This window comes from Microbacterium sp. NPDC057658 (assembly GCF_042799975.1).
Classification (GTDB): domain Bacteria; phylum Actinomycetota; class Actinomycetes; order Actinomycetales; family Microbacteriaceae; genus Microbacterium.
Map to the genome: position 1 here is coordinate 421327 of NZ_JBHVHT010000002.1, position 23721 is coordinate 445047.

Here is a 23721-nt window from a genome sequence, read left to right on the forward strand (position 1 = left end):
CCACCCCATGGTGCGGGAGGCCAGGGCGCGCATCGCCCGCGGCGAGGCCGGGGAGCTGCTCACGCTGGACTGCTCGTACCTGCAGGACTGGATGCTGCGGCCCACCGACGACGACTGGCGGGTGCGATCCTCGTCCGGCGGGGCCTCCCGCGCGTTCGCCGACATCGGCTCGCATCTGTGCGACCTCCTCGAGTTCGTCACGGGTGACCGGATCCGCGCCCTGAGCGCCCGTACCCGCCGGGTCTTCGCCGAGCGGGCCGGGCAGGCCGTCGACACGGAGGACATCGTCGCCGTGCTCGTCGAGACCTCGGCGGGGGCGCTCGGCACGCTGCTCATCTCGCAGATGGCGGCGGGCCGCAAGAACGCCCTCACCCTGGAGCTGCACGGGACGCGGCAGAGTCTGCGGTTCGAGCAGGAACGGCCGGAGGAGCTCTGGGTCGGCATGCGCGAGGAGTCGCGGCTGCTGCTGCGCGACCCCGCCACGGCCGACCCGGAGTCCGCCCGGCTGCAGCGTGTCCCGGCCGGGCACGCCATGGGGTATCAGGACGCCTTCAACGGTTTCGTCGCCGACGTCTACGCCGCGATCGCGGGCGACGTCCCCGATGGACTGCCGACGTTCGCCGACGGCCACCGCGCGGCCGTGCTGACCGAGGCCGTGCTCGATTCCGCCGCCCACGAGGGCCGCTGGACGGAGGTGCCGGCATGACCGCGACGACGACGCAGCCGGTGCTGCGGGTGGCCGGGATCCGCAAGGCGTTCTTCGGCGTGGAGGTGCTGAAGGGCATCGACTTCGACGTGCGGCCCGGGGAGGTGCACGGCCTCGTCGGCGAGAACGGCGCGGGCAAGTCCACCCTCATGAAGATCATCGCGGGCGTGCAGCCGGCCGATGAGGGGACGATCACGTACCGCGGCGCGGAAGTGCGCCACGCGCACCCGCGGCAGGCGATGGACGCCGGCATCGTCACGGTGTTCCAGGAGTTCACCCTGCTCCCGGAGCGCACGGTCGCGCAGAACGTCTATCTCGGCCGGGAGCCGCGGCGCGCGGGGCTCATCGACGTCCGGGCCATGAACGTGCGTACCGGGGAGCTGCTGAGCGATCTCGGCGTCTCCTTCATCGATCCGCAGTCCCGCGTGGGCTCGCTGACGGTGGCCGAGCAGCAGATCGTCGAGATCGTGAAGGCGCTGTCGTTCGACGCGCAGGTGATCTCGATGGACGAGCCGACCGCCGCCCTCAGCGACCGCGAGGTGGAGCTGCTGTACGCGATCATCCGCCGGCTCACGTCCCGAGGGGTCGCCGTCATCTACGTGTCGCACCGGCTGAAGGAGATCTTCGACCTCTGCGACCGGATCACGATCCTCAAGGACGGCGCCCTCGTCTCCACGGACGAGACAGCGGCGCTGACCACCGACGAGCTCGTGCGCCGGATGGTGGGGCGGTCGATCCAGTCGTACTTCCCCGACCCGGTGGCCGGCACGGCGGTCGGCGCGCCTCGACTCGAGCTCGACGGCTGCGGGAACGCCTACGTGGACGGGGTGTCGCTGATGCTCCGTGCGGGGGAGATCGTCGGGGTGGCCGGGCTCCAGGGGTCGGGGCGCACCGAGCTGGTGGAGGGCGTGTTCGGCATCCAGGCCTTCACCCGCGGCGCCGTGCGGATCGACGGGAAGCCGGTGCGGATCGGCGGACCACGCGCGGCCGTGCGCGCCGGGCTCGCCCTCGTCTCGGAGGACCGCAAGGCGCAGGGGCTCGCGCTCGGACAGTCGATCCTCGACAACGCCCTGCTCGTGGTGCGGAACGTGTTCGCGGGACGCGCCGCGGCGTCGCGCCGGGAGGTGCCGGGGGTGCTCCGCACGCTGGAGGTGTCGTCGCGCGGCCTCGACCAGGAGGTGCGCTTCCTGTCCGGCGGCAACCAGCAGAAGGTGGTGCTGGCGAAGTGGCTGCTCACCCAGCCGCAGATCGTGCTCTTCGACGAGCCGACGCGGGGCATCGACGTGGGGGCCAAGTACGCCGTCTACCAGCTCATGCGCGAGCTGGCGGCACAGGGGAAGGCCGTGCTCATGGTCTCGAGCGAGCTCCCGGAGGTCATCGGCATGAGCGACCGCATCCTCGTCATGCATGACGGCGAACTCGTCGCCGAGCTGCCGGCCGGTGCGGCCGAGCACGAGATCCTCGCGGCGGCCACCGGCGCCGACCGCGGTCCTTCGACGAACGGGGGTGCGCGATGAGCCGCCGCACCGGAGCCCGTCTCCGCATCGACTCGACCGTCATCGTGCTCGGCATCCTGCTGCTCGCGCTCGTGGTCGGCGCGATCCTCGTTGCCACGGTCGGTCGCAACTTCCTCAGCCCGGGGAACATCCGCGACATCCTGACCGGGATGAGCGTGCTCGGCCTCGTGGCCATCGGGCAGACGCTCGTGGTGCTCGGGGCCTCGCTCGACCTGTCGGTCACCTACGTCATCAGCCTGTCGAGCCTGCTCGCGGCGACGATGATGGCCGGGAACGCGGGGAACATCCCGCTCGCCGTGATCGTGACGCTCCTCGTGTGCGCGGGGATCGGGCTCGTGAACGGGCTCATCGTGACCGTGCTCAAAGTCAACGGCTTCATCGCGACGCTCGGCGTCGGGCTGATCCTCCAGGGCATCCTCAACACGAACTTCGAAGGCTCGGCGGGCGAGGTCCCGTGGGCGTTCCAGCTCATCGGCGCGACCGGCGTCGGACCGATCCCGGTGTCCACGCTCATCATGATCGCGCTCGCCGTGCTGGTCTGGGTGCTGCTGAACCGCACCCGCACCGGCGCCCATCTCTACGCCGTCGGCGGCGACCCCGAGATCGCTCGGCTCAGCGGCGTGCGCACCCGCCTCCCGCTTATCTGGGCGCACGTGCTGTGCTCCGTGTTCGCGGGCCTCGCCGGACTCCTGCTCGCCAGCCGTCTCGGCGTGGGCAGCCCGACGGTCGGTCAGCAGGGTGGCTACGCGCTGCTCTCCATCGCCGCGGTCGTGCTCGGCGGCACCCTGCTCCTCGGCGGACGCGGCTCGATCTGGGGCACCATCGGCGGCGTCGCCATCCTCGCCGTCGTCGACAACGTCATGAGCGTGCTGCAGGTGAATCCCTTCCTCAAGGACGTGGTGCGCGGCATCGTCATCGTCGCCGCGGTCGCCGTCTACAGCCGTCGGGCCATCGTGCGGCGTCGTCCCCGCTTCGGCGCCGGCGGCACGCGCACCGGGGGAGACGACGCCGCGAAGGCGGCCGAAGCCGACATGGCGGTCGCGGCCGCCGAGCTCGCCGATCCGACCACCGAGGTCGCCGCCGTCGACAGCGCCGGGGATACCGCCTCCGTGCGGGAAGGAGGACTCTCATGAACGCGCTGCGCACGCTCGTCAGCCCCCGCGGGGCGGTCTTCCTGCTGCTCGTGATCCTGCTCGTCGCGGTCGCCGTGCTCAACCCGAGCTTCGCCGAGCCCGGGCAGTTCATGCGGTACCTGCAGCGCGTCGCCCCCATCGCGATCGTCGCGATCGGGCAGTACTTCGTGATCATCGCGGGGGAGTTCGACCTCTCCCAGGGATCGCTCATCACGGCGCAGGTCATCATCGCCGGCAACCTCGTCGGCCAGGACGACGCCCGCACCCTCCCTGTCCTGCTGCTCATGATCGTGTTCGGCGTCGTCGTCGGGCTCGTGAACGGCGTCCTCACGACGCTGCTCAAGGTGCCGTCATTCATCGTCACGCTGGGCATGATGCTCGCCCTGCTCGGCGGCGTGATGTGGTGGACGGGCGGCGCGGCCACGGGGAACCCGGCCGACAGCTTCCGGGAGATCGGCCGCGGCGGGATCCGCGACCTCCCCGTGCTGGAGTTCCTGCCCTGGGCCGTCCTCCTGCTCGCCGCCTGGCTCGCCCTCGGCATCGTCATCACCAAGCGCCCGCTGGGCAAGACCCTCATCGCGATCGGCGACAACGCCCGCGCGGTGGACTACGCCGGTGCCCGCCGGGCCTGGGTCACGACCCGCGCGTTCGTGCTGTCCTCCCTCTCGGCCACCCTCTCCGCCGTCCTGCTCGTCGGGTACGCGGGGGTGCACCCGTCCGTCGGCCGCGGCTACGAGTTCACCGCGATCACCGCGGTGGTGCTCGGCGGCGTCGTGCTCGGCGGAGGACGAGGGTGGATCGTCGGCGCCGTGGCCGGAGCCTTCGCACTGGAAGCGCTGTTCCTGCTCCTGAACATCGCGGGCGTCCCATCCACGCTCCGCGACGCCGTGCAGGGCGTCATCATCATCGCGGCCGTCGCCTATGCGGGGGTCGCCTTCCGAGCCCGCCGCCGGCGCGGTCCCCAGCCGACGGACGTCTGGACCGCGGGGACCGAGAACGCCGAGAACCGCACCACCGCATCAAGCCCTACAACCAGAGGAGATTAGCAATGCGACGATCGATGAAGATCGCCACCGCAGGGGTGGCCCTCTTCGGCCTCATCGCGCTCGCCGGGTGCACGACCGACCCGTCCGTGGCGCCGGCGGAGTCGGAGAACCCCGAGGAGTCGGCCGAGACCACCGAGTGGTTCGACCAGGAGCTCTTCGACAAGCAGGACGAGGAGCGCGGCGTCGACCCCCAGGGCCCCGCCGACCAGCCCTACCTGCAGCACATCAACGCCGAGATGGTCGACACGTCGGAGTTCGCCAGCACCGGCGCCAAGAAGGCCTGCTTCGCGAACGCCTCGATCTCGAACCCGTGGCGGCAGACGGGCTGGATCACGATGAACGAGCAGCTGAAGGTGCTGCAGGAGTCGGGCGCGATCAGCGAGATGGAGACCCGCGACGCGCAGGACTCCGACGACACCCAGATCGCCGACATCGACTACTTCATCTCCGAGGGGAACTGCGACGTCTTCCTCATCTCGCCGAACAGCACGGCGGCGATGACCCCCGCGGTCGAGCGGGCGTGCGAGACGGGCAAGCCGGTGGTCGTGTTCGACCGCGGCGTGAACACCGACTGCCCTGTCACGTTCATCCACCCGATCGGCGGCTTCGCCTGGGGCATCGACACCGCGGAGTTCCTCATCGACAACCTGGAAGAGGGCGACAAGGTCGTGGCTCTCCGGATCCTCCCCGGCGTCGACGTGCTGGAGCACCGCTGGGCCGGAGCCGAGAAGCTGTTCGAGGAGGCCGGGATCGAGGCCGTCGACCACTTCACCGGTGCCGACCCCGCCGAGATCAAGAGCATCATCAGCGACGAGCTCGCCAAGGGTGACGTGCAGGGCATCTGGATGGACGCGGGTGACGGTGCCGTCGCCGCCATCGAGGCCTTCGAGGACGCCGGAGCCGACTACCCGGTGATGACCGGCGAGGACGAGATGAGCTTCCTGCGCAAGTGGAAGGACACGGGTCTCACCGGCCTCGCTCCGGTGTACTCGAACTTCCAGTGGCGCACCCCGCTGCTCGCGGCGCAGATGATCTTCGCGGGTGAAGAGGTGCCGAAGGAGTGGGTGCTCCCGCAGAAGCCGATCACCGAGGCCGAGCTGGACGACTACCTCGCGGCGAACGAGGGGATGCCCGACGGCCACTACGCCAAGTTCGGCGGCGAGGACCTCCCCGGCTACCCGACGGTCTGGCAGGAGCGTCAGATCCCGTAACCCCGTGTGCTCCCGCCCTTCCGCTCGGCCCGCGCCGAGTGGGAGGGTGGGAGCACCCGTACGATCACAAGGACAACGATGCCCCGCACGATCGCCGTCAACACCTGGGTCTGGACGTCTCCGCTGACGGACGACACCCTGGAGCCGCTCGCCCGCACGGCGGCGCGGATGGGCTACGACGCCCTGGAGCTGCCGCTGGAGAGCGTCGGCGACTGGGATCCCCTCCGGGCCCGCACCGTGCTGGACGGCCTCGGCATGGGCGCGGTCGTGGTCGGCGCGATGGGTCCTGGTCGCTCGCTGCTCGCGCGCGCCGGAGACGTCGCCGCGACGCAGGACTACCTCCGTGCGTGCCTGGACGCCGCGGCCGTGCTCGGGGCCTCGGTCGTCGCCGGTCCCTTCTACGCGCCGACCGGCGTCACCTGGCGCATGGACGAGGCGGAACGGAAGGAGGTCGTCGGCGAGCTCCGGGAGAACCTCGCTCCGCTCGCCAGGGAGGCCGCGGCGATCGGCGTGACGCTGGCCGTCGAGCCGCTCAACCGCTACGAGACCAGCGTGCTGAACACCGTGGCGCAGAGTCTCGACGCGCTGGCGCCGCTGCTCGGTGCCGGGGTGGGGGTGGCCCTCGACACCTACCACCTCAACATCGAGGAGAAGAGGCCGGCCGACGCGGTCCGCGCGGCCGGCGCCGCCATCGCGCACGTGCAGGTGTGCGGCAGCGACCGCGGTGCCGTGGGCGACGACCACACCGACTGGCCGGAGATGCTCCGCGCGCTCGACGACGCCGGCTACCGCGGCGCCCTGGGACTGGAGAGCTTCACGGGGGAGAACGCGACGATCGCCGTCGCCGCCTCCGTGTGGAGACCGCTCGCCGCCAGTCAGGACGACCTCGCCGCCCGCAGCATCGCCCACCTGCGCGCCCTCGGTGCCTGAACCCCCGCCCGCCGCACGAAGCCCGGCGATACGAAGGAGTATCCATGAGCAGTCACCCGGTCACCCTGTTCACCGGCCAGTGGGCCGACCTCCCGTTCGAGGAGGTGGCCCGCCTCGCCGCGGAGTGGGGCTACGACGGGCTGGAGATCGCCGCGTCCGGCGACCACCTGGACCTCCGTCGGGCGGACGAGGACGACGCCTATGTCGCCTCCCGGCGCGAGATCCTCGACCGGCACGGCCTGCAGGTGTTCGCGATCTCCAACCACCTGGCCGGGCAGGCGGTGTGCGACGACCCCATCGACTTCCGCCACGAGGACATCCTGCGCCCGTACATCTGGGGCGACGGCGAGGCCGAGGGCGTCCGGCAGCGGGCGGCGGAGGATATGAAGCGGGCGGCCCGGGTGGCCAGGAAGCTCGGCGTCGACACCGTCGTCGGCTTCACCGGTTCGTCGATCTGGCCCTATGTCGCGATGTTCCCGCCGGTGCCGGAGGCGGTGATCGCCCAGGGCTTCCAGGACTTCGCTGACCGGTGGAATCCGATCCTCGACGTGTTCGACGGGGAGGGGGTGCGCTTCGCCCACGAGGTCCACCCCGGGGAGATCGCCTATGACTACTGGTCGAGCGACCGTGCCCTCGACGCGATCGACCACCGCGATGCGTTCGGCTTCAACTGGGACCCCTCGCACATGATGTGGCAGAACATCGACCCCGTCGGCTTCATCGTCGACTTCGCCGACCGGATCTACCACGTCGACTGCAAGGACACCCGTCTGCGGCCGCGGAACGGCCGTGCCGGGGTCCTCGGCTCGCACCTGCCGTGGGGCGACCCCCGGCGCGGCTGGGACTTCGTCTCCACCGGCCACGGCGACGTGCCGTGGGAGGACGCCTTCCGTGCGCTCGACGCGATCGGCTATGACGGCCCGATCTCGATCGAGTGGGAGGACGCCGGCATGGACCGCCTGCACGGCGCGCCCGAGGCGCTCGGATTCGTGCGCTCCCTGCTGTGGCCGCCGCCCGCGGCCGCCTTCGACGCCGCGTTCCGCCACCAGTGACGGGCCCGGTGTCCCCGGGCCGTGCTCAGGGCTCCCGCAGGCGGACCAGGCGCTCGTGCCCGGTCTCCTCGAGCTCGGCGATGTCGTCGCGCGACTTGAGGAAGTCGGAGAACGACCGGTAGCCGAGGGCCTTCTCGCTGAAGGACGGGTCCATGCGGCGCATGTGCGTCTTGACCGCGGAGCTGTGCAGCCATTCGTCGGCGTCCGCCTTGTCGTGGCCGAGACGCAGCGCGCGCTCCAGGAGCCGTGTGGCCTCGCCCTGGTCGTCGATCTTCTCCTCGACCTTGGGCTCCTCGCCGGCGGTCTTCGTCTTGGCCTTCGCGCGCGACTTCGACGCCGTCTTGGGCTTCGGGGCGCCCGTGTCCGCGGTGACCGGCGCGGACGGCTCCGCCGGAACCTCGACCGCGGGGGCGACGGCGGGCTGTGCCGCCTTCGTCGGACGCGCCACGCCGGGGAGCGAGTCGTAGGACTCGAACTCGTCGCAGGCCGCAGCGAGGGACTTCGCCGTGGACCCGGCGACGCCCACGCCGATCACGTACCGGCCGAGGCGCTTGCAGCGCTGGGCCAGCGGCACATAGTCGCTGTCGCCCGCCACGATGACGACGTGGGTCAGGTCCGGCAGGCGGAACATGTCCTCGACCGCGTCGACCGCCAGCCGGATGTCCGCGCCGTTCTTCGCGTACGCCGCGGCCGGGAAGAGCTGCACGAGATCCACCGCGCGCGCCACGAGCTGCGAGCGGTACTCGGCGTTGACCGGCGACGACCAGTCCGCATACGCCCTCGTCAGCACGAGGGTGCCGAAGGACGCCGCGTAGTCGATGATGGCGCCGACCTCGATCATCGCCCGGTTCAGCCGCTCGGCGACCTCGGGGTCGTTCGGGTGCTCCGTGATGCGCTGGCGATCCTTGCCGTAGGAGTTGCGGCCGTGGACGCGGTCGTACCAGGAGATGACGATGTTGTCGAAGTCCAGGTACACCGCCACGCGGGCGTCGGTCGTCTCAGCCACGGTCGTCCTCCTCACCGGGGTACCGGACGCCGATCTGCGCGCGGATCTCGTCGAGGGCCCCCATGATGGCGACGCTCTCCGCGATGGGGAGGATGTCGCCCTCGAGGAGACCGTCGCGGACCAGACGCTCGGCCGCGAGTGCCTGGTACTGCATGCCGCGGCCCTCGACCTCCGAGACGTACTCCTCCTGCACGGTGCCGTCCGGCCGCACGACGCGGAAGGAGGTGGGGGTGTACCAGACCCGATCGATGTCGATGCGGGCCTCGGTGCCGACGATGCTCGCGGCGTTGGGGCCGGCACCGCGCGAGGAGGAGAGGCTCGTGGAGACCGCCCCGCTCTCGTGGATCATGACGGTGGCGACCTCGGAATCGGCTCCGGTCTCGACCAGACGCCCCACGGCGCGGATGGTGGTCGGTGCCCCGAGGATGTCCCAGATGAAGGAGATCGGGTAGATGCCGAGGTCGAGCAGCGCGCCGCCGCCGAGCTCGAGCGCATTCAGACGGTGGGTGGGGTCGGTGGGCAGCTGCTGCGTGTGGTCGGCGCTCACGGCGCGGATCTCACCCAGGGCGCCGTCGGCGAGGAGCTCGCGGATGCGGACCATGTGCGGCAGGTAGCGCGTCCACATCGCCTCCATCACGAGCAGCCCGCGCTCGGCGGCGAGCCGCTGGAGGTCTTCGGCCTGGGCGCGGTTGAGGGTGAACGCCTTCTCCACGAGCACGTGCTTGCCGTGCTCCAGGGCGAGCCGGGCGTTCTCGTGGTGCATCGGATGCGGCGTGGAGACGTAGATGATGTCCACGTCGGGATCGGAGACCAGCGCCTCGTACGACGGATGCGCGTGCGCGATGTCGAAGCGTGCGGCGAAGGCGTCGGCCGACTCCTGCGAGCGCGAGCCCACCGCGACGAGGTCGAGTCCGGCCGTGCGCAGATCGGATGCGAAGGCGCCGGCGATGCCGCCGGTCGCGAGGATTCCCCAACGAAGTCCAGTCATCCTCTCAGCGTAGAGGGTGGCGCATGTGACCGTCTGTGACATCCGGTGACCTCCGGCTTCCGCCCCGTGGCCCGGGTGGCGGCCGCGGTCCTACCGTGTCGGCATGACGGAACCCCTCGTGATCGGCGCCATGGTGCGCACCCTCGGTGCCTACCCCTCCGGGTGGCGGTACCCCGGAGCCCACCGCGACCCCGCGGGAGACGCCGACATCCTCCGCCGCATCGCGCGTGAGGGGGAGGACGCGGGCCTGGACTACCTCTTCTTCGGCGACTGGCTGGCGACCGGGCCCGACCTGGAGTTCCGTGATCCCTACCTGCTCGCCCGCATCGACCCGCTGAGCGCGGTGCTGTTCCTCGCCGGGGTGACCTCCCGGATCGGACTCATCGCGACGGTCAACACCACCTATGCCGACCCGTACGCCACGGCGCGGGCCCTGGCCTCCCTCGACGTCCTCACCGACGGCCGGGCGGGGATCAACCTCGTCACCGGCGCCGAGCCGCGGGCCGCAGGGAACCACGGCCGTGAGGCCCACGCCGACACCGAGACGCGCTACGACCGGGCGGAGGAGTTCGTCGTCGCCCTGCGCCGGCTCTGGGACTCCTGGGACGAGGACGCCTGGATCGCGGATGCCGAGCGCGGCGTGCTCATCGACCCCCGGGGGCTGCGCGCCGCGGACGTCCAGGGCGCACACGTGCGGGTCGCCGGCCCGCTCAACGTCGCCCGCCCGCCGCAGGGGCGCATCCCGATCGTGCACGCGGGGACCTCGCCGCGGTCGCGGGCGCTCGCGGCGACCGCCGCCGACCTCGCCCTCATCGCCGCCCCCACCCTCGCCGACGCCGTGGCCACGCGGCGGCTGCTGCGGGAGATCGCGGCGGAGGCGGGCCGTCCCGCGGAGGAGCTGAAGGTCATCGCCCCGGTGCTCCCCGTCGTCGCGGAGTCCGACGCCGCCGCCCACCGGATCGTCCGGCGGCTGCTGGAGCTCGTCCCGCTCGCGGAGGGCGGGCAGCGGGAACGCGTCGGGTTCCCGGCGAACCGCACGGTGGAGGCTCTGGCCGACGCGCTGGAGGTGGCCGCCGACGACCCGCTGCGGGCCGCAGCCTTCGACACTCCGGTGACGGTCGCCGAGGCCGCACGCCTGGGGGAGCGGGGCGCCGCGCTCGTCGAACGGCTCGCGGGGATCGCCGGACTCCGGGTCGGGACGCCGGACGCCCCGACCTGGCGGCATCTCGTCGCCGCGCACGCCGTCCCTGCGGCCTTCGTCGTCGGCGACGCCGGCACGATCGCCGACCACTTCGCGCACTGGCGCGACGAGGGCGCCGCCGACGGCTTCAACGTCCTCTCGGCGTTCCAGCCCGGGCAGTTCGAGGCCTTCACCCGCCTCGCAGCCCCCGAGCTCCGTCGTCGCGGTCTTCTCCGGACCCCGGAGGAGACCGGTCAGGGGGCCGGTGCGGAGACGCTGCGCGACCGCCTCCGTGTGACGTCGCGAGTCGGCGCGTGACCACGCGTGTCGTCTCGCGACACCCGGAGTCCGCGGCCTCGCCGCTGCACCCCGCCGCTTCCTACCGTGAACACCACCCGCACTGCACCCGCACCCGACACCCTGCCTTCCGAACCCGAGGAGTCCTCCGCATGAACCGCCGCCTCATCCGCACCGCCGCCGTCGCGGTCCCGCTCGTCCTGGCGGGCAGCCTCGCCGCCTGCGCCAGCTCGCCCGCCCCGGGGAACACCCCGGCCGCGGCGGGGGACCCCGTCTCCGGCGGCACGCTCACCTACCTCGAGCACCAGGCCTACACGAACCTGTATCCGCCGCAGGCCGGCTTCTACCCGAACGGCGGCATCGTCAACAACATCGCCGCCCGGCTCACCTGGCAGAACCCGGAGACGCTCGAGATCGAGCCCTGGATCGCCGCGGAGTGGACCGTGAACGACGACGCCACGGAGTACACCTTCGACCTCAACCCTGACGTGACGTTCTCGGACGGCACGCCCGTGGACGCCGCCGCCGTGGCGAAGAACTTCGACACCTACGGGCTGGGCGACGCCGAGCGCGGGCTCACCGTCTCCGAGGCCATCAACAACTACGCCGGCAGCGAGGTGGTCGACGAGGACACCGTGACGTTCCGCTTCAGCGCGCCGTCGCCCGGATTCCTGCAGGCGACGTCGACCATCAACTCGGGACTGCTGTCCCCCGAGACCCTGGACGGCACGATCGAGGACTTCGGCGCGGGCAACGCGGAGAACATCATCGGCTCCGGCCCCTTCACCGTCACGGACGAGAAGCTCGGTACCGAGTACACCCTCACCGCCCGCGATGACTACGCCTGGGGCCCGGACAGCGCCGAGAACGACGGCCGTCCGTACCTCGACGCCGTGCACGTGCTGGTCACCCCCGAGGACTCCGTCCGCATCGGGTCGCTGCTCGCGGGCCAGGCCGACTACGTCCGCTACGTCCAGGCGTTCGACGAGGACCGCGTCGAGGGCGCCGGATTCACGCTGTACGCCCCGCAGACCCGCGGCGTGAACAACTCGATCGCCCTCCGCCCGGAGAACCCGCTGCTGTCTGACATCCGCGTGCGCCAGGCGATCATCGCCGCGGTCGACGCGCAGGAGGTCGTCGACACCCTGTTCACCGAGAACTACCCGGTGGCCACGTCGGTGCTGTCCTCGCAGGCCGCGGGATACAAGGACGAGTCCGCGCACTACGCCCACGATCCGGAGAAGGCGGAAGCGCTGCTCGACGAGGCAGGCTGGGTGCCCGGCGCCGACGGCATCAGGGAGAAGGACGGCGAGCGGCTGTCCATCACGGTCTACGAGGCCAAGCCGCAGCCCCTGTCGAAGCAGACCCTGGAGCTCGTGGCGCAGCAGCTCGCGGCGGTCGGCGTGGAGCTCACCGTCAAGCCCGGCGATGCGGGCAGCTACGCGGAGGACACCCGTGATCCGCTGAAGACGGGGTTCTACCACTCGATGGTCGGCCGTGCGGACCTCGACGTGATCAAGAGCCAGTACTTCACGAAGAACCGCGACGTGCTCATCTCTCAGGACGCGACGCTCGACGAGCTGCTGCTCGCCGTCGCCTCCGAGCCGGACGCCGAGAAGCGGGTGGCCGCCTCGCAGGCCGTGCAGGACTACATCGCGGAGCAGGCGTACGTGATCCCGCTCTTCGAGGAGCCGCAGGTCTACGGTGCGGCCACGTACGTGCACGGCGTCGCGTTCGAGTCGGTCGGCCGCCCCACGTTCTCCGGCGTGTGGCTCGCGGAGCACTGAGGACCACGGTGACCCCATGACCTTCGTCCTCCGACGGGCCGGGCAGGCCGCGATCGTGCTGATCGCGGCCTTCACGGCCACGTTCTTCCTGTTGCAGCTGCTGCCGGGAGACGCCATCCTCATCAAGTTCTCCGACCCGAGCCTGGGGCTCTCGCCGGAGCAGCTCGACGACATCCGCGCGACCTACGGCGCCGACGTGCCGTGGGGGGAGCAGTACCTGCACGCGGGTCTCGGCTTCCTGGCGGGCGACTTCGGCTACTCGACCCAGTACGGCACCCCGGTGCGGACGATGCTGGCCGAGGCGCTGCCCGCCACGCTGCTGCTCGCGGCGCTCGGACTCCTGGTCGCTGTCGTGCTCGCGGTGCTGATCGCGGCGCTCTCCGCGCTCGCCCCCTTCGCGTGGCTGCGGGACGGCCTGCGGCAGGTGCCGGGACTGTTCGTCGCGGTGCCGGTGTTCTGGCTCGGCATCCTCCTCATCCAGGTGTTCTCGTTCGGGCTCGGCTGGGTGCCGATCGTGGGAGCCGACCCCGTCAGCGGCCTGTTCCTCCCCGTCCTCACGCTCGCCGTGCCGATCTCGGCGCCCCTCGCCCAGGTGCTGGTCCGCTCCATCGACCGGGTGCAGGCGCAGCCGTTCGTGACGGTGGTGCGGGCGAAGGGCGCGCCGCCGGCGTGGGTGCTCACGCGCTCGGTCGCGCGCAACGCCGCCGTCCCGACGCTCACCATCGCGGGGGTGCTGTTCGGAGAGCTCGTCGGAGGAGCGGTGGTCACCGAGACGGTCTTCGGCCGCACCGGCATCGGACGCCTCACGGAGCAGGCGGTCGCGAACCAGGACATCCCGGTGCTGCAGGGGGTGGTGCTGCTGTCGGCCCTGGGGTTCGTGGTGATCAGCTTCGCCGTCGACCTCGCCACGCCCCTGATCGATCCGCGGCAGCGGCGGGCGGCGCGCGCCGCCCGGTCCCGCCCCGTCCGTCCCGCCCAGGAGGTGCCCGCATGACCGCTCCCGTGATCGCGGAGACCACCGTCGAGACGCCCGGTGCCCCGCCCGCGCCGTCCGCCCCGGCTCCCGCCTCGGCCTCCCGTCCGCGACGACGCTTCCGCGCCTGGGGGCTGTACCTGGCGTTCGCGGTCGTCGCCGTGGCGGTGCTGTGGGCGGTGATCCCCGGAGTCTTCGCGCCGGGCGACCCGCTGACCGGCGTGCCCGCCGACAAGCTCCTGCCCCCGAGCGCCACGCACTGGTTCGGGACCGACGCGCTCGGCCGCGATCTGTTCGGCCGGGTCGTCCACGGCGCGGTGCACTCGCTGTCGGGTGCGCTGATCGCGGTGACGGTCGGCCTCGCGCTCGGCACGCTCCTCGGAGCCGTCGCCGGCGCGACCGGCGGCGTCGTGGACGACGTGCTGATGCGGATCGTCGACGTGCTGCTGGCCATCCCGGGGCTGCTGCTGTCGCTCTCCGTCATCATCCTGCTCGGCTTCGGCACCGTCAACGCGGCGATCGCCGTGGGACTCGGCAGCGTCGCCGCCTTCGCCCGGCTCATGCGCGCCGAGGTGGCGCGGGTGCGGCGCACCGAGTACGTCGAGGCGGCCTTCGGCAGCGGCGGCACCTTCGTCGCCGTGCTGCGCCGGCATGTGCTCCCGAACGCCCTCACCCCGATCGTCGCGCTCGCCGCCTTGCAGTTCGGCACGGCCATCCTCGCCATCTCCACCCTCGGCTTCCTCGGCTACGGGGCCCCGCCGCCCACCCCCGAGTGGGGGCTGCTGATCGCCGAGGGACGCAACTACATCGCGACCGCCTGGTGGCTCACGGCGCTGCCCGGCCTCGTGGTGGTCGCCGTCGTGCTCAGCGCCAACCGCATCAGCCACCGGCTCGGAAGGAACACCCGATGACCGCGCCAACACCCGTCCTCACCGCGACGGACCTGCGGGTCTCGTACGCCGGCAGCGAGGTCGTGCACGGCCTCTCGTTCGCCATCGCCGAGGGGGAGACGCTCGCCCTGGTCGGCGAGTCGGGTTCCGGCAAGTCCACCACGGCGCACGCCCTCCTCGGCCTGCTGCCCGAGGGCGGACGGGTCGAGGGCGGCCGCGTCCGGCTCGGCGACCTCGACATCTCCGGATGGTCGGATCGGGCGTTCCGCGGCATCCGCGGTTCGGAGATCGGGCTGGTGCCGCAGGATCCGACGACGTCGCTCGACCCGGTGCGCCCCGTCGGCGTGCAGGTCGCCGAGGTGCTGCGCCTGCACGGTCATCGCGACCGTCGTTCCCGGAACGCCCGCGTGCTCGAGCTGCTCGACCGCGTCGGGCTGGACGACCCCGATCTGCGCGCCCGACAGTATCCGCACGAGCTCTCCGGCGGCATGCGGCAGCGCGTCCTCATCGCGGCCGCGATCGCCCTCCGCCCTCGGCTGCTCATCGCGGACGAGCCCACCAGTGCTCTCGACGCCACGGTGCAGCGCCGCGTGCTGGACCTGCTGGACGAGCTGCAGCGCGAGGACGGCACGAGCATCCTGCTCGTGACGCACGACCTCGGCGTCGCCGCGGACCGGGCGGCGCGGATCGCGGTGCTGAAGGACGGCCGGATCGTGGAGCAGGGGCCGAGTGCGCAGGTGCTCGCGGAGCCGGAAGACCCCTACACGAGGCAGCTGCTCGCCGACGCGCCCGCCTTCACCACCGGCTTCCGGCGTCCGGACGCGCCGCCGTTCCTCCGGGATGCCGCGGCGGTGGCCGCCGAGAAGCCGTGGGAGATCGTGGCCGCGGGCCTCGTGAAGGAGTTCCGGGTCGCGGGTCGTGAGCGCTTCCGGGCGGTCGACGACGTCTCCTTCCGGGTGCGGCGCGGGACGACCCATGCGCTGGTCGGCGAGTCCGGATCGGGCAAGTCCACCACCGCGCGCCTGGTCACGCGCTTCCTCCGTCCGGACGCCGGGACCGTGGAGCTCGCGGGGGAGGACGCGACGGCCGTCGAGGGGGCGCGACTGCGTGCGCTGCGGCGGCGGATCCAGCTCGTGTACCAGAACCCGTTCGCCTCCCTCGACCCACGGCAGCAGATCGCCGACATCGTGGCCGAGCCGCTGCACAACTTCCGCATCGGGACCCGCTCCGAGCGTCGGGATCGGGCGGTCGCGCTGCTCGAACGCGTGGCGCTGCCGGCCGATGCGGCCCGCCGCACCCCGAGCGAGCTGTCCGGCGGGCAGCGCCAGCGGGTCGCGATCGCGCGGGCGCTCGCCGTCGACCCGGAGATCCTCGTGCTCGACGAGGCGGTGTCGGCGCTCGACGTGACGGTGCAGGCGCGCATCCTCGAACTGCTCTCCGCGCTCCAGGCCGAGCTCGGACTCACCTACCTCTTCATCTCGCACGACCTCGCCGTGGTGCGCCGCATCAGCCACACCGTCTCCGTGATGCACCGCGGTCGCGTGGTGGAGGACGGGCCGACCGAAGAGCTGTTCCACGACCCGCAGCACGAGAACACCCGGGAGCTGCTGGCCGCGGTCCCCGGACGAACGGAGATCCTCGCATGAGCACCACCCCTCGTCCCACCGTCGCGTTCTTCACGCGGCTCCTCGACGACGCGTCCCCGGCCGACCGCTACCGCCTCGCCCTGGCGCAGATCCGGCACGCCGAGGAGTACGGCGTGGGGAGGGCGTGGGTGGCGCAGCACCACTTCCGGGCGGCGGAAGGCGGGCTGCCCTCGCCGCTCGTCTTCCTCGCGCACGCGGCGGCACGCACCTCGCGGATCCGCCTCGGCACCGGGATCATCACCCTGCCCCTCGAAGACCCGGTCCGCGTGGCCGAGGACGCCGTGGTGGCCGACCTGCTCGCCGACGGGAGGATCGACCTCGGGCTCGGCAGCGGCGGTACCCCGTCGTCCTTCGCGCCCTTCGGGGAGGACGTGCGCGACAAGGGGCCCACCTACGACCGCAAGCTCGGCGTGCTGCTCGACGCTCTCGCAGGCCGGGACATCGGTGCGGGGAACACGCTGTATCCGGACGCGGGGTCGCTGGCCGCGCGCATCTGGCAGGCGACGTTCTCGGCCCCCGGCGGTCATCGGGCGGGCGTCCACGGTCACGGACTGCTGCTGTCCCGCACGCAGCCCCGCCCCCACGACCGGCTGCACGCGCCGCTGTCCGCGCTGCAGGACCCCATCATCGACGCCTACCTCGATGCGCTGCCCGCCGAGGCGACCCCGCGCATCACCGCCTCCCGCACCGTGTTCGTGGCGGACGACCGCGCCGAGGCGCTCCGGTTCGCCGAGGTCGGGTTGCGGCGGGCGGCCGAAGGCTTCCGTCGGCAGGGCCAGACCATCCCCGGAAACGACCTCGACGACCTCATCGCCGCTCTCGACACCCATCTCGGCACGCCCGAGGAGGTCGCCGCCTCGCTCGCCGCCGACACCACGCTGCACCGCGCGACCGAGGTGGCATTCCAGGTGCACTCGGTCGACGCGCCGCACGCCCACGTCCTGCGCTCGATCGAGCTGTTCGCGACCGAGGTCGCACCGGCCCTCGGCTACGCGCTGACCCCGCCGGATCCCGAGAGCACCCGCACTGCCGAGAACACCCCCACCGTGAAGGAGAACGCATGACCGCCGACATCGTCGACCAGCTGACGGGGGTGACGCCGGAGCTGGAGGCGCTGCGTCGTCGCCGCCCCGTGACCAGGGAGCAGCTCCAGGCGAGCTTCGACGCGCTGTTCCACCCGGTCTCCGCGGAGCACGTCTCGCTCGCCGAGCGCGCGCTCATCGCGGCGTTCGCGACCGCTCTCGCCGGTGCCGACGACCCCACGGCGGAGTTCTACGCCGGAAAGGCCCGCGAGATCGACCCGGAGCGCGCCGCGATCGTCGCCCGAGAAACCGAGGCCGCCGCGACCACCGGACCGTTCGGCGCCTACACCGAACGCGGGCTGGAGGCCGAGAGCACCGACGGCGCGCGGTACGTGCCGGACGAGGCGGCGTCGGCTGCCCTGGGGGAGCGCCTCGCGGCGGCTCTCGCGCACACGCACCTGCTGGTGTTCCGCCCGCGCGAGGCATCCGGCGCCGACCTCGGCCGCCTGCACGACGCCGGCTGGTCGACGGACGGCATCGTCACGCTGTCGCAGCTCGTGTCGTTCCTCGCCTTCCAGCAGCGGGTCGTCACCGGCCTGCGGGTGCTCCAGGACGCCGGGCTCACCGCCACCGCCACAGCCACAGCCACCGACACCGCCACCGACACCGACGAGGAGGCCGCATGACCGCCGCCGACACCGTGCTCCGGCACGACGACGCCCCCTATCCCGACGCCTTCACCCGCGCCGAGGTCGGCTGGACGCCGCACCTCGCGCCGCTGGCGGAGGAGGATCTCACCCCGCGACACCTCGATGGCCTCGTCGACGCCGCCCGCGCGAAGAACGAGTACTTCCGGCTGCTCGCGCGCGACCCCGAGGTGCTCCGCGCACGCACCCTCGTCGACAAGGACATCTTCTACAACACCGCGGAGGGGCTCCCGCGCGCGGAGCGGGAGCTCGCGGCCACCGCCGCCTCCCGCCGCAACGGCTGCGTCTTCTGCGCCTCGGTGCACTCCCGGTTCGCGGCGCATCACGGCAAGCGGCCGGAGGACGTCGACGCGCTCCTCGCCGAGGGCGTGGACGCGGACCTCGGGGAGCGCTGGAACGCGATCGTCGCCGCCGCGGTCGCGCTGACCGACACGCCCCGCGTGTTCGGAGCCGCGCACATCGCCCGCCTCCGTGCGGCCGGACTGGACGACCTGGAGATCGCGGACGTCGTGCACGGCGCGGCCTTCTTCAACTGGGCGAACCGGCTGATGCTCTCGCTCGGCCGCCCTGTCGCTCCCGCCTGATCTCTCAGGGGACGAGGATGATCTTCCCCGAGGCGGCGCCGGTCTCCATGAGCTCATGGGCCCGCGCCGCCTCGGCGAGAGGCAGCTCCGGGCCCAGCTCGATGGTGAAGTCGCCCGCGGCCAGCAGGTCGACCGTCTTCTGCAGCGCCTCTGCGCGCCACTCCAGCTCCTGCGGCGTGAGCGGCTCGGGGGAGCCGCCGGAGAACGCCCGGATGCCGAAGTCAGCCGCGTCGGGACCGCGGACGATGGTCGCGATGCGGTCGCGGTCCGCGACCAGGGCGAGGGAGGTCTCGATCGCCTCGTCGGTGCCCGCGCAGTCCAGGACCACGGTCACGGGGGAGGGGGCCGCCGCGCGGACGCGGTCGAGCAGGCCGTCGCCGTAGGCCACGGGGATCGCGCCGAGCTCGCGGAGCTGGTCGTGCCGGGCAGGGCTCGCGGTGGCGATCACCGTCGCGCCCCAGGCGACCGCGAACTGCACGGCGGCCTGGCCGACCGCGCCTGAGCCCGCGTGCACCAGGAGCACGTCGTCGGCCGTCACGGCGAGCGAGCGGAGGGACTGATACGCCGTGCCGGCGGGGATGCCGATCGCCGCCCCCTCTGCGGCGGTGACGGCGTCCGGGAGCTTCACGAGCTTGTCGGCCTCGACCGCGAGGGCGGAGGCGTAGGTCCCGAGCGTGTCGCGGATCGCGACGCGGTCGCCGACCTCGAACCCGTCGACGCCCTCGCCCAGCACCTCGATGACTCCCGCGCCGTCGAACCCGACCGGACGCGGCTCGGTGATCGGCGCGGAGGGGCGCTTGCCGCCGCGGAGCTTGGCGTCGATGGGGTTGGCACCGGCCGCCTCGATACGCACCAGCGCCTCGCCGCGAACGGGCACGGGGTCAGGCACCTCCATGAGGTGGAGGACAGTGGGGGATCCGAACTCGGTGTAGACGATCGCACGGGCCATGCCCTCAGGCTACCCGGCGGGGGTCACTTCCCCGCGAGCGCCTTGGTGATCCGCTGCGGCGACACCGGCTGCGCGGTGCCGAGACGCTGGGCGAAGACGCTGACCCGGTACTCCTCCAGGAGCCAGCGCACCTCGACGATCGCGGGGGGAGCGTCGGGCGCGAGGGGGATCGTGCCGCCGGCGTCCGCGAACAGCACCGCCATCCGCTCGAACTCCGTCATCCGCGCGCGGTCCTTGCCCGGCTCGTTCGCGAGGGTCTTCAGCCGGTCGATCATGCCGTCGAGGTACCGGGGGAAGTGGGCGAGCCGGTCGACCCCCGCCGCCGCGACGAAGCCGGGATGCAGCAGTCCGGAGAGCTGGGTGCGGATGTCGTTCAGCGGGCCGAGCAGCGCCAGCGCGTTCTGCGCCTTGATGCCGCGCTCCACCTCCCGCGCCTTCGTGAGGATGCGGGCGACCAGGGAGACGCAGGCGAAGAGCTCGTCGACGAGCACGGCCGAGACGGCGTCGCGCACGCGGGCGAACTCGGCTTCGGTGCGCACGACGCCGCGGTCCCGGCCGTCGGCGCCTCCGGTCGACGCGTCGATCACTCGACGGGCGACGGCGGCCCGGCAGTCCTCGATGAGCGCGGCCGCCGACGGGTACGGCGAGGCTGCGAGTGCGAGCTTCTCCTGGCTGGTGAGGTGCTGCTGCACGTACGACGACGGCGACGGCACCGCGAGCAGGACGAGACGGAGCACGCCGTCGCGCGTGGCGGCGGCCGCGGCGTCGGGAGTCGCCTCGACCCGCACCGACACGCTCGTGCCGGCATCGACGATCGCCGGATACCCCCGGACGACGCCGCCCGCGACCTTGGTGTCGATGACCGCCGGGAGGTCGCCGAACGTCCACGCCGTCAGCCCCGTCTGCTCGACCGGAGCGGCGGCCACGCGCTCCGCCCCGCGCGGTCCCGGTGCCTCCGCACGCCCGGGGCGCGCGATGGAGCGGGCGACGCTGCTGCGCGCGCGGTCGGAGAGCTGAGCCTGCAGCGACCGGAGATCGCGCCCCGAACCGACCACGCGTCCCCGCTCGTCCACGGCGCGGAAGTTCATGCGCAGATGTGCCGGCACCCGTTCATCGTCGAAGTCGGCGGCCGTGACCACCTGGTTCGCGAGCGGCTGCACGAGCCGCGCGAGCGCCTCCTTCAGGGTGCGCGGGGGGAGACCGCCGTGCGCCTCCGGACCCTCGTCGGCCAGCGCCGCCCCGAACTTCTCCGCCCAGTCGGCGGCGGGGACGACGTGGCGCCGGATGGCCTTGGGCAGCGCACGCAGCAGTCCGGTGACGAGCTCAGCGCGCAGCCCGGGCACCTGCCAGTCGAAGCCGCGGTCCTCGATCTGGGCGAGCAGCGGCAGAGGCAGCACGACGCTCACGCCGTCGTCCGGTGCGCCCGGCTCGAACCGGTACGCGAGGCCGAGCACCTGGTCGCCCTGCGTCCACCGGGTCGGGAACTCGCGCTGGTCGGCGCGGTCCTCGTCGTCGATGAGGTCGCTCTCGCGCATCACGAGCAGCTTCGGCGTCGCGGTCAGCGCCTCGCGCCACCACTTCTCGAACGAGCGCACGTCGAACACGTCGGCGGGGATGCGCTCGTCGTAGAAGCGGAAGACGGCCTCGTCGCCGGCCAGGATGTCGCGACGCCGCTCGCGCTCCTCGAGCTTCTCCAGACGACGGCGGAGCTCGGCGTTGCTGCGCCAGAACGCACTGACCCGCTTGTCGATGCGGGACGCGTCCCATTCGCCCTCGACGAGCGCATGGCGGACGAAGAGCTCGCGCGAGGCGGCCCGGTCGATGCGGGCGAACTGCACGCGCCGGCGCGGGATGATCTCGACCCCGAACAGCGTGACCTTCTCGAACGCCACGGCGGCTCCGGCGTCCTTGGACCAGTGCGGCTCGGTGACCTGGCGCTTCGCGAGGTCGCCGGCGAGGGGCTCGGCCCAGGCGGGGTCGATCGCGGCGACGGTGCGGGCGAAGGTGCGGGAGGTCTCCACGATCTCGGCGGCCATGACCGCCCTGGGGCTCTTCTTGCGCAGCCCCGACCCCGGGAAGATCGAGAACCGGATGCCCCGCGCGCCCCGGTACTCCGTGATCCGGCGGCGGGCGTCCTTGGCGGGAGAGTGGGCTTTCCCCGCGGGGACGGTGCGCTCGTCGAGGACGCCGATCTGCGACAGCAGGCCGGAGAGCAGCGCGCGGTGGATGGCATCCGGATCGGCCGCGCCGCTCGGCTCCGTCCCGCGGTCGGGGCTCTTGACGAGCGTCCGGAGCTGGCGGTGCACGTCGAACCACTCGCGGACCCGCACGTAGTTGAGATGCTCGCTGCGGCATAGCCGGCGGAACGCGCTGGAGCCGAGCTCGCGCTGCTGCTCGCGCAGGTGGTTCCAGAGGTTCAGGAGAGTGAGGAAGTCGCTCGTCGGGTCCACGAAGCGCGCGTGCAGCCGGTCCGCCTCCTCGCGGCGGTCCTCCGGTCGCTCGCGCACGTCCTGGATGGACAGCCCCGCCACGATCGCGAGCACGTCCCGCAGCACCGACCCCTGGGTCCCTGAGCCTGTCGAAGGGCCTGAGCCCCGCTGGGTCCTTGAGCTTGTCGAAGGGCCTGACCCCCGCTGGGTCCCTGAGCCTGTCGAAGGGCCCGCCTCGATGAGCATGCGCGCGAACCGCGGGTCCATCGGCATCCGAGCGATGTCGCGCCCGATGCGGGTGAGCCGGGGACCGTCGTCCGGCCCCTGCGCCGGCCGGAGGGCGCCGAGCTCGGTGAGCAGGTCGAACGCCGCCTTCACGCCCCGGGAGTCGGGTGGGGTGAGGAACGGGAACGCGGTGATGTCGCCGAAGCCCAGCGCGAGCATCTGCAGGATGACGGAGGCGAGGGAGGTGCGCAGGATCTCGGGTTCGGTGAACTCGGGACGCCGCGCGTAGTCCTCCTCGGAGTACAGGCGGATGGCGATGCCGTCACTCGTACGGCCGGCGCGCCCGGAGCGCTGATTCGCCGAGGCCTGGGAGATGGCTTCGATGGGCAGCCGCTGCACCTTCGAGCGGTTGCTGTACCGGGAGATGCGCGCGGTGCCGGTGTCGATGACGTACTTGATGCCGGGCACCGTGAGGCTCGTCTCGGCCACGTTCGTCGCGAGCACGACCCGGCGACGGACGCCGGCCACGGTGCTGCGCTCGAACACCCGGTGCTGCTCCGCGGCGGAGAGCCGGCCGAACAGGGGGAGGACCTCGGTGGGCGAACGGTCCTTGGCGTAGGCGGCCCGCACGGCGTCGGCCGCGTCCCGGATCTCCGCCTCGCCCGGCAGGAACACGAGCACATCGCCGGGCGCCTCCCGGTCGAGCTCGCGGAGCGCCGCGACGATCGCGCTCACCTCGTCCTCCGGCTCGCCGGCGGCGTCCTGCTCCGCGTCCTCGTCGACGAGCGGGCGATAGCGGATCTCGACGGGATACGTGCGCCCCGACACCTCGATGACCGGCGCGGGGGTGCCGTCGGCGGCGGCGAAGTGCCGCGCGAAGCTCTCCGGGTCGATGGTGGCGGAGGTGATGATCACCTTCAGGTCCGGGCGCTCCGGGAGGATGCGGGCGAGGTAGCCCAGCAGGAAGTCGACGTTGAGGGAGCGCTCGTGCGCCTCGTCGATGATGATCGTGTCGTAGCGCGTCAACAGCCGGTCGCGGTGGATCTCGTTGAGGAGGATCCCGTCGGTCATCAGCGCGATCCGGGTCTCGTCGGAGACCTTGTCGGTGAAGCGCACCTTGTAGCCGACGAGCGTGCCGAGCTCGACCCGCAGCTCCTCGGCCACGCGCTCCGCGATCGTGCGGGCGGCCAGCCGTCGGGGCTGGGTGTGGGCGATGCGCTCGCGGCCCAGCTCCAGCGCGATCTTGGGGAGCTGCGTGGTCTTCCCCGATCCGGTCGCGCCGGCGACGATGACGACCTGGTGGTCGCGGACGGCGTCGGCGATCTCGTCCCTGGCCGCGCTGACGGGCAGCTCCGGAGGGTAGGAGATCACGGGGGAGGACATAGCCCTCCATCGTATGCCGGGATGCACACCGGGGTCGCCGCGATCGCCGCATACGATCAT

The 23721-nt window shown here is 72.3% G+C and carries 19 protein-coding genes; 15 read left to right on the forward strand and 4 right to left on the reverse strand.

Going from position 1 to position 23721, the window contains the following annotated elements:
• The first annotated feature begins 7 nt into the window (after window positions 1–7).
• From ACFU8V_RS15550 to ACFU8V_RS15580, 7 genes are all read left to right on the forward strand, one after another.
• Window positions 8–706, forward strand: coding sequence for a Gfo/Idh/MocA family protein (locus ACFU8V_RS15550; protein WP_378872565.1), 699 nt, complete (start codon window positions 8–10; stop codon window positions 704–706).
• Entirely contained in the window at window positions 703–2223 is a 1521-nt protein-coding gene (locus tag ACFU8V_RS15555; RefSeq protein WP_025105579.1) for a sugar ABC transporter ATP-binding protein, read from the forward strand. Before ACFU8V_RS15550 ends, ACFU8V_RS15555 begins: the two co-directional genes overlap by 4 nt.
• Entirely contained in the window at window positions 2220–3356 is a 1137-nt protein-coding gene (locus tag ACFU8V_RS15560; protein WP_378872569.1) for an ABC transporter permease, read from the forward strand. Before ACFU8V_RS15555 ends, ACFU8V_RS15560 begins: the two co-directional genes overlap by 4 nt.
• Window positions 3353–4402, forward strand: a complete 1050-nt coding sequence (locus tag ACFU8V_RS15565) for an ABC transporter permease (RefSeq protein ID WP_378872572.1) — start codon at window positions 3353–3355, stop codon at window positions 4400–4402. The genes ACFU8V_RS15560 and ACFU8V_RS15565 overlap by 4 nt, the downstream gene beginning before the upstream one ends.
• 14 nt (window positions 4403–4416) lie before the next feature.
• The gene (locus ACFU8V_RS15570; protein WP_371259839.1) at window positions 4417–5613 is read left to right on the forward strand and encodes a substrate-binding domain-containing protein; all 1197 of its coding nucleotides are present in this window, start codon (window positions 4417–4419) and stop codon (window positions 5611–5613) included.
• 78 nt (window positions 5614–5691) lie between these two features.
• Window positions 5692–6543 carry a sugar phosphate isomerase/epimerase gene (locus ACFU8V_RS15575; protein WP_025105583.1) on the forward strand — a complete coding sequence of 284 codons (852 nt, stop codon included), beginning with the start codon at window positions 5692–5694 and terminating at the stop codon, window positions 6541–6543.
• Window positions 6544–6587: 44 nt separating this feature from the next.
• Entirely contained in the window at window positions 6588–7595 is a 1008-nt protein-coding gene (locus ACFU8V_RS15580; RefSeq protein WP_025105584.1) for a sugar phosphate isomerase/epimerase, read from the forward strand.
• Window positions 7596–7620: 25 nt separating this feature from the next.
• Here the strand turns inward: ACFU8V_RS15580 and ACFU8V_RS15585 are convergent, their stop codons facing one another.
• Together ACFU8V_RS15585 and ACFU8V_RS15590 are read right to left on the reverse strand one after the other, a co-directional pair.
• On the reverse strand, window positions 7621–8601 hold the full coding sequence (locus tag ACFU8V_RS15585; RefSeq protein ID WP_025105585.1) for an NYN domain-containing protein: 981 nt from the start codon (window positions 8599–8601) through the stop codon (window positions 7621–7623).
• Window positions 8594–9589 carry a Gfo/Idh/MocA family protein gene (locus ACFU8V_RS15590; protein WP_025105586.1) on the reverse strand — a complete coding sequence of 332 codons (996 nt, stop codon included), beginning with the start codon at window positions 9587–9589 and terminating at the stop codon, window positions 8594–8596. The genes ACFU8V_RS15585 and ACFU8V_RS15590 overlap by 8 nt, the downstream gene beginning before the upstream one ends.
• 103 nt (window positions 9590–9692) lie before the next feature.
• Here ACFU8V_RS15590 and ACFU8V_RS15595 point away from each other — a divergent pair, with 103 nt between their 5' ends.
• The 8 genes from ACFU8V_RS15595 to ACFU8V_RS15630 all read left to right on the forward strand — a co-directional run bounded on the left by ACFU8V_RS15595 (window position 9693) and on the right by ACFU8V_RS15630 (window position 18675).
• Window positions 9693–11087 (forward strand): NtaA/DmoA family FMN-dependent monooxygenase, encoded by a 1395-nt coding sequence (locus ACFU8V_RS15595; protein WP_025105587.1) that lies wholly within the window; start codon window positions 9693–9695, stop codon window positions 11085–11087.
• A 131-nt stretch (window positions 11088–11218) separates the two neighbouring features.
• The gene (locus tag ACFU8V_RS15600) at window positions 11219–12853 is read left to right on the forward strand and encodes a TIGR04028 family ABC transporter substrate-binding protein (protein WP_366215302.1); all 1635 of its coding nucleotides are present in this window, start codon (window positions 11219–11221) and stop codon (window positions 12851–12853) included.
• Between the two features lie 16 nt (window positions 12854–12869).
• On the forward strand, window positions 12870–13847 hold the full coding sequence (locus ACFU8V_RS15605; RefSeq protein ID WP_025105589.1) for an ABC transporter permease: 978 nt from the start codon (window positions 12870–12872) through the stop codon (window positions 13845–13847).
• A complete protein-coding gene (locus tag ACFU8V_RS15610; RefSeq protein WP_378872582.1) occupies window positions 13844–14737 on the forward strand; it encodes an ABC transporter permease in 894 nt (297 codons plus the stop codon). Before ACFU8V_RS15605 ends, ACFU8V_RS15610 begins: the two co-directional genes overlap by 4 nt.
• A complete protein-coding gene (locus ACFU8V_RS15615; protein ID WP_366215300.1) occupies window positions 14734–16362 on the forward strand; it encodes an ABC transporter ATP-binding protein in 1629 nt (542 codons plus the stop codon). Before ACFU8V_RS15610 ends, ACFU8V_RS15615 begins: the two co-directional genes overlap by 4 nt.
• On the forward strand, window positions 16359–17426 hold the full coding sequence (locus tag ACFU8V_RS15620) for a putative FMN-dependent luciferase-like monooxygenase (RefSeq protein WP_366215299.1): 1068 nt from the start codon (window positions 16359–16361) through the stop codon (window positions 17424–17426). The genes ACFU8V_RS15615 and ACFU8V_RS15620 overlap by 4 nt, the downstream gene beginning before the upstream one ends.
• Window positions 17423–18070 (forward strand): CMD domain protein, encoded by a 648-nt coding sequence (locus tag ACFU8V_RS15625; protein ID WP_378872586.1) that lies wholly within the window; start codon window positions 17423–17425, stop codon window positions 18068–18070. Before ACFU8V_RS15620 ends, ACFU8V_RS15625 begins: the two co-directional genes overlap by 4 nt.
• On the forward strand, window positions 18067–18675 hold the full coding sequence (locus tag ACFU8V_RS15630) for an alkylhydroperoxidase domain protein (protein ID WP_025105594.1): 609 nt from the start codon (window positions 18067–18069) through the stop codon (window positions 18673–18675). Before ACFU8V_RS15625 ends, ACFU8V_RS15630 begins: the two co-directional genes overlap by 4 nt.
• A 4-nt stretch (window positions 18676–18679) precedes the next feature.
• Here the strand turns inward: ACFU8V_RS15630 and ACFU8V_RS15635 are convergent, their stop codons facing one another.
• Entirely contained in the window at window positions 18680–19624 is a 945-nt protein-coding gene (locus ACFU8V_RS15635; RefSeq protein ID WP_378872590.1) for a zinc-binding alcohol dehydrogenase family protein, read from the reverse strand.
• Window positions 19625–19647: 23 nt separating this feature from the next.
• Window positions 19648–23661, reverse strand: a complete 4014-nt coding sequence (hrpA, locus tag ACFU8V_RS15640) for an ATP-dependent RNA helicase HrpA (protein ID WP_378872593.1) — start codon at window positions 23659–23661, stop codon at window positions 19648–19650.
• Window positions 23662–23721 lie beyond the last annotated feature (60 nt).

Coding starts and splice junctions, on each gene's coding strand:
- ACFU8V_RS15565 (WP_378872572.1), top strand. CDS start 3,353: ATGAACGCGCTGCGCACGCTCGTCAGCCCCCGCGGGGCGGTCTTCCTG.
- ACFU8V_RS15560 (WP_378872569.1), top strand. CDS start 2,220: ATGAGCCGCCGCACCGGAGCCCGTCTCCGCATCGACTCGACCGTCATC.
- ACFU8V_RS15555 (WP_025105579.1), top strand. CDS start 703: ATGACCGCGACGACGACGCAGCCGGTGCTGCGGGTGGCCGGGATCCGC.
- ACFU8V_RS15605 (WP_025105589.1), top strand. CDS start 12,870: ATGACCTTCGTCCTCCGACGGGCCGGGCAGGCCGCGATCGTGCTGATC.
- ACFU8V_RS15620 (WP_366215299.1), top strand. CDS start 16,359: ATGAGCACCACCCCTCGTCCCACCGTCGCGTTCTTCACGCGGCTCCTC.
- ACFU8V_RS15570 (WP_371259839.1), top strand. CDS start 4,417: ATGAAGATCGCCACCGCAGGGGTGGCCCTCTTCGGCCTCATCGCGCTC.
- ACFU8V_RS15610 (WP_378872582.1), top strand. CDS start 13,844: ATGACCGCTCCCGTGATCGCGGAGACCACCGTCGAGACGCCCGGTGCC.
- ACFU8V_RS15580 (WP_025105584.1), top strand. CDS start 6,588: ATGAGCAGTCACCCGGTCACCCTGTTCACCGGCCAGTGGGCCGACCTC.
- ACFU8V_RS15575 (WP_025105583.1), top strand. CDS start 5,692: ATGCCCCGCACGATCGCCGTCAACACCTGGGTCTGGACGTCTCCGCTG.
- ACFU8V_RS15600 (WP_366215302.1), top strand. CDS start 11,219: ATGAACCGCCGCCTCATCCGCACCGCCGCCGTCGCGGTCCCGCTCGTC.
- ACFU8V_RS15550 (WP_378872565.1), top strand. CDS start 8: ATGGTGCGGGAGGCCAGGGCGCGCATCGCCCGCGGCGAGGCCGGGGAG.
- hrpA (WP_378872593.1), bottom strand. CDS start 23,661: ATGTCCTCCCCCGTGATCTCCTACCCTCCGGAGCTGCCCGTCAGCGCG.
- ACFU8V_RS15630 (WP_025105594.1), top strand. CDS start 18,067: ATGACCGCCGCCGACACCGTGCTCCGGCACGACGACGCCCCCTATCCC.
- ACFU8V_RS15625 (WP_378872586.1), top strand. CDS start 17,423: ATGACCGCCGACATCGTCGACCAGCTGACGGGGGTGACGCCGGAGCTG.
- ACFU8V_RS15590 (WP_025105586.1), bottom strand. CDS start 9,589: ATGACTGGACTTCGTTGGGGAATCCTCGCGACCGGCGGCATCGCCGGC.
- ACFU8V_RS15595 (WP_025105587.1), top strand. CDS start 9,693: ATGACGGAACCCCTCGTGATCGGCGCCATGGTGCGCACCCTCGGTGCC.
- ACFU8V_RS15635 (WP_378872590.1), bottom strand. CDS start 19,624: ATGGCCCGTGCGATCGTCTACACCGAGTTCGGATCCCCCACTGTCCTC.
- ACFU8V_RS15615 (WP_366215300.1), top strand. CDS start 14,734: ATGACCGCGCCAACACCCGTCCTCACCGCGACGGACCTGCGGGTCTCG.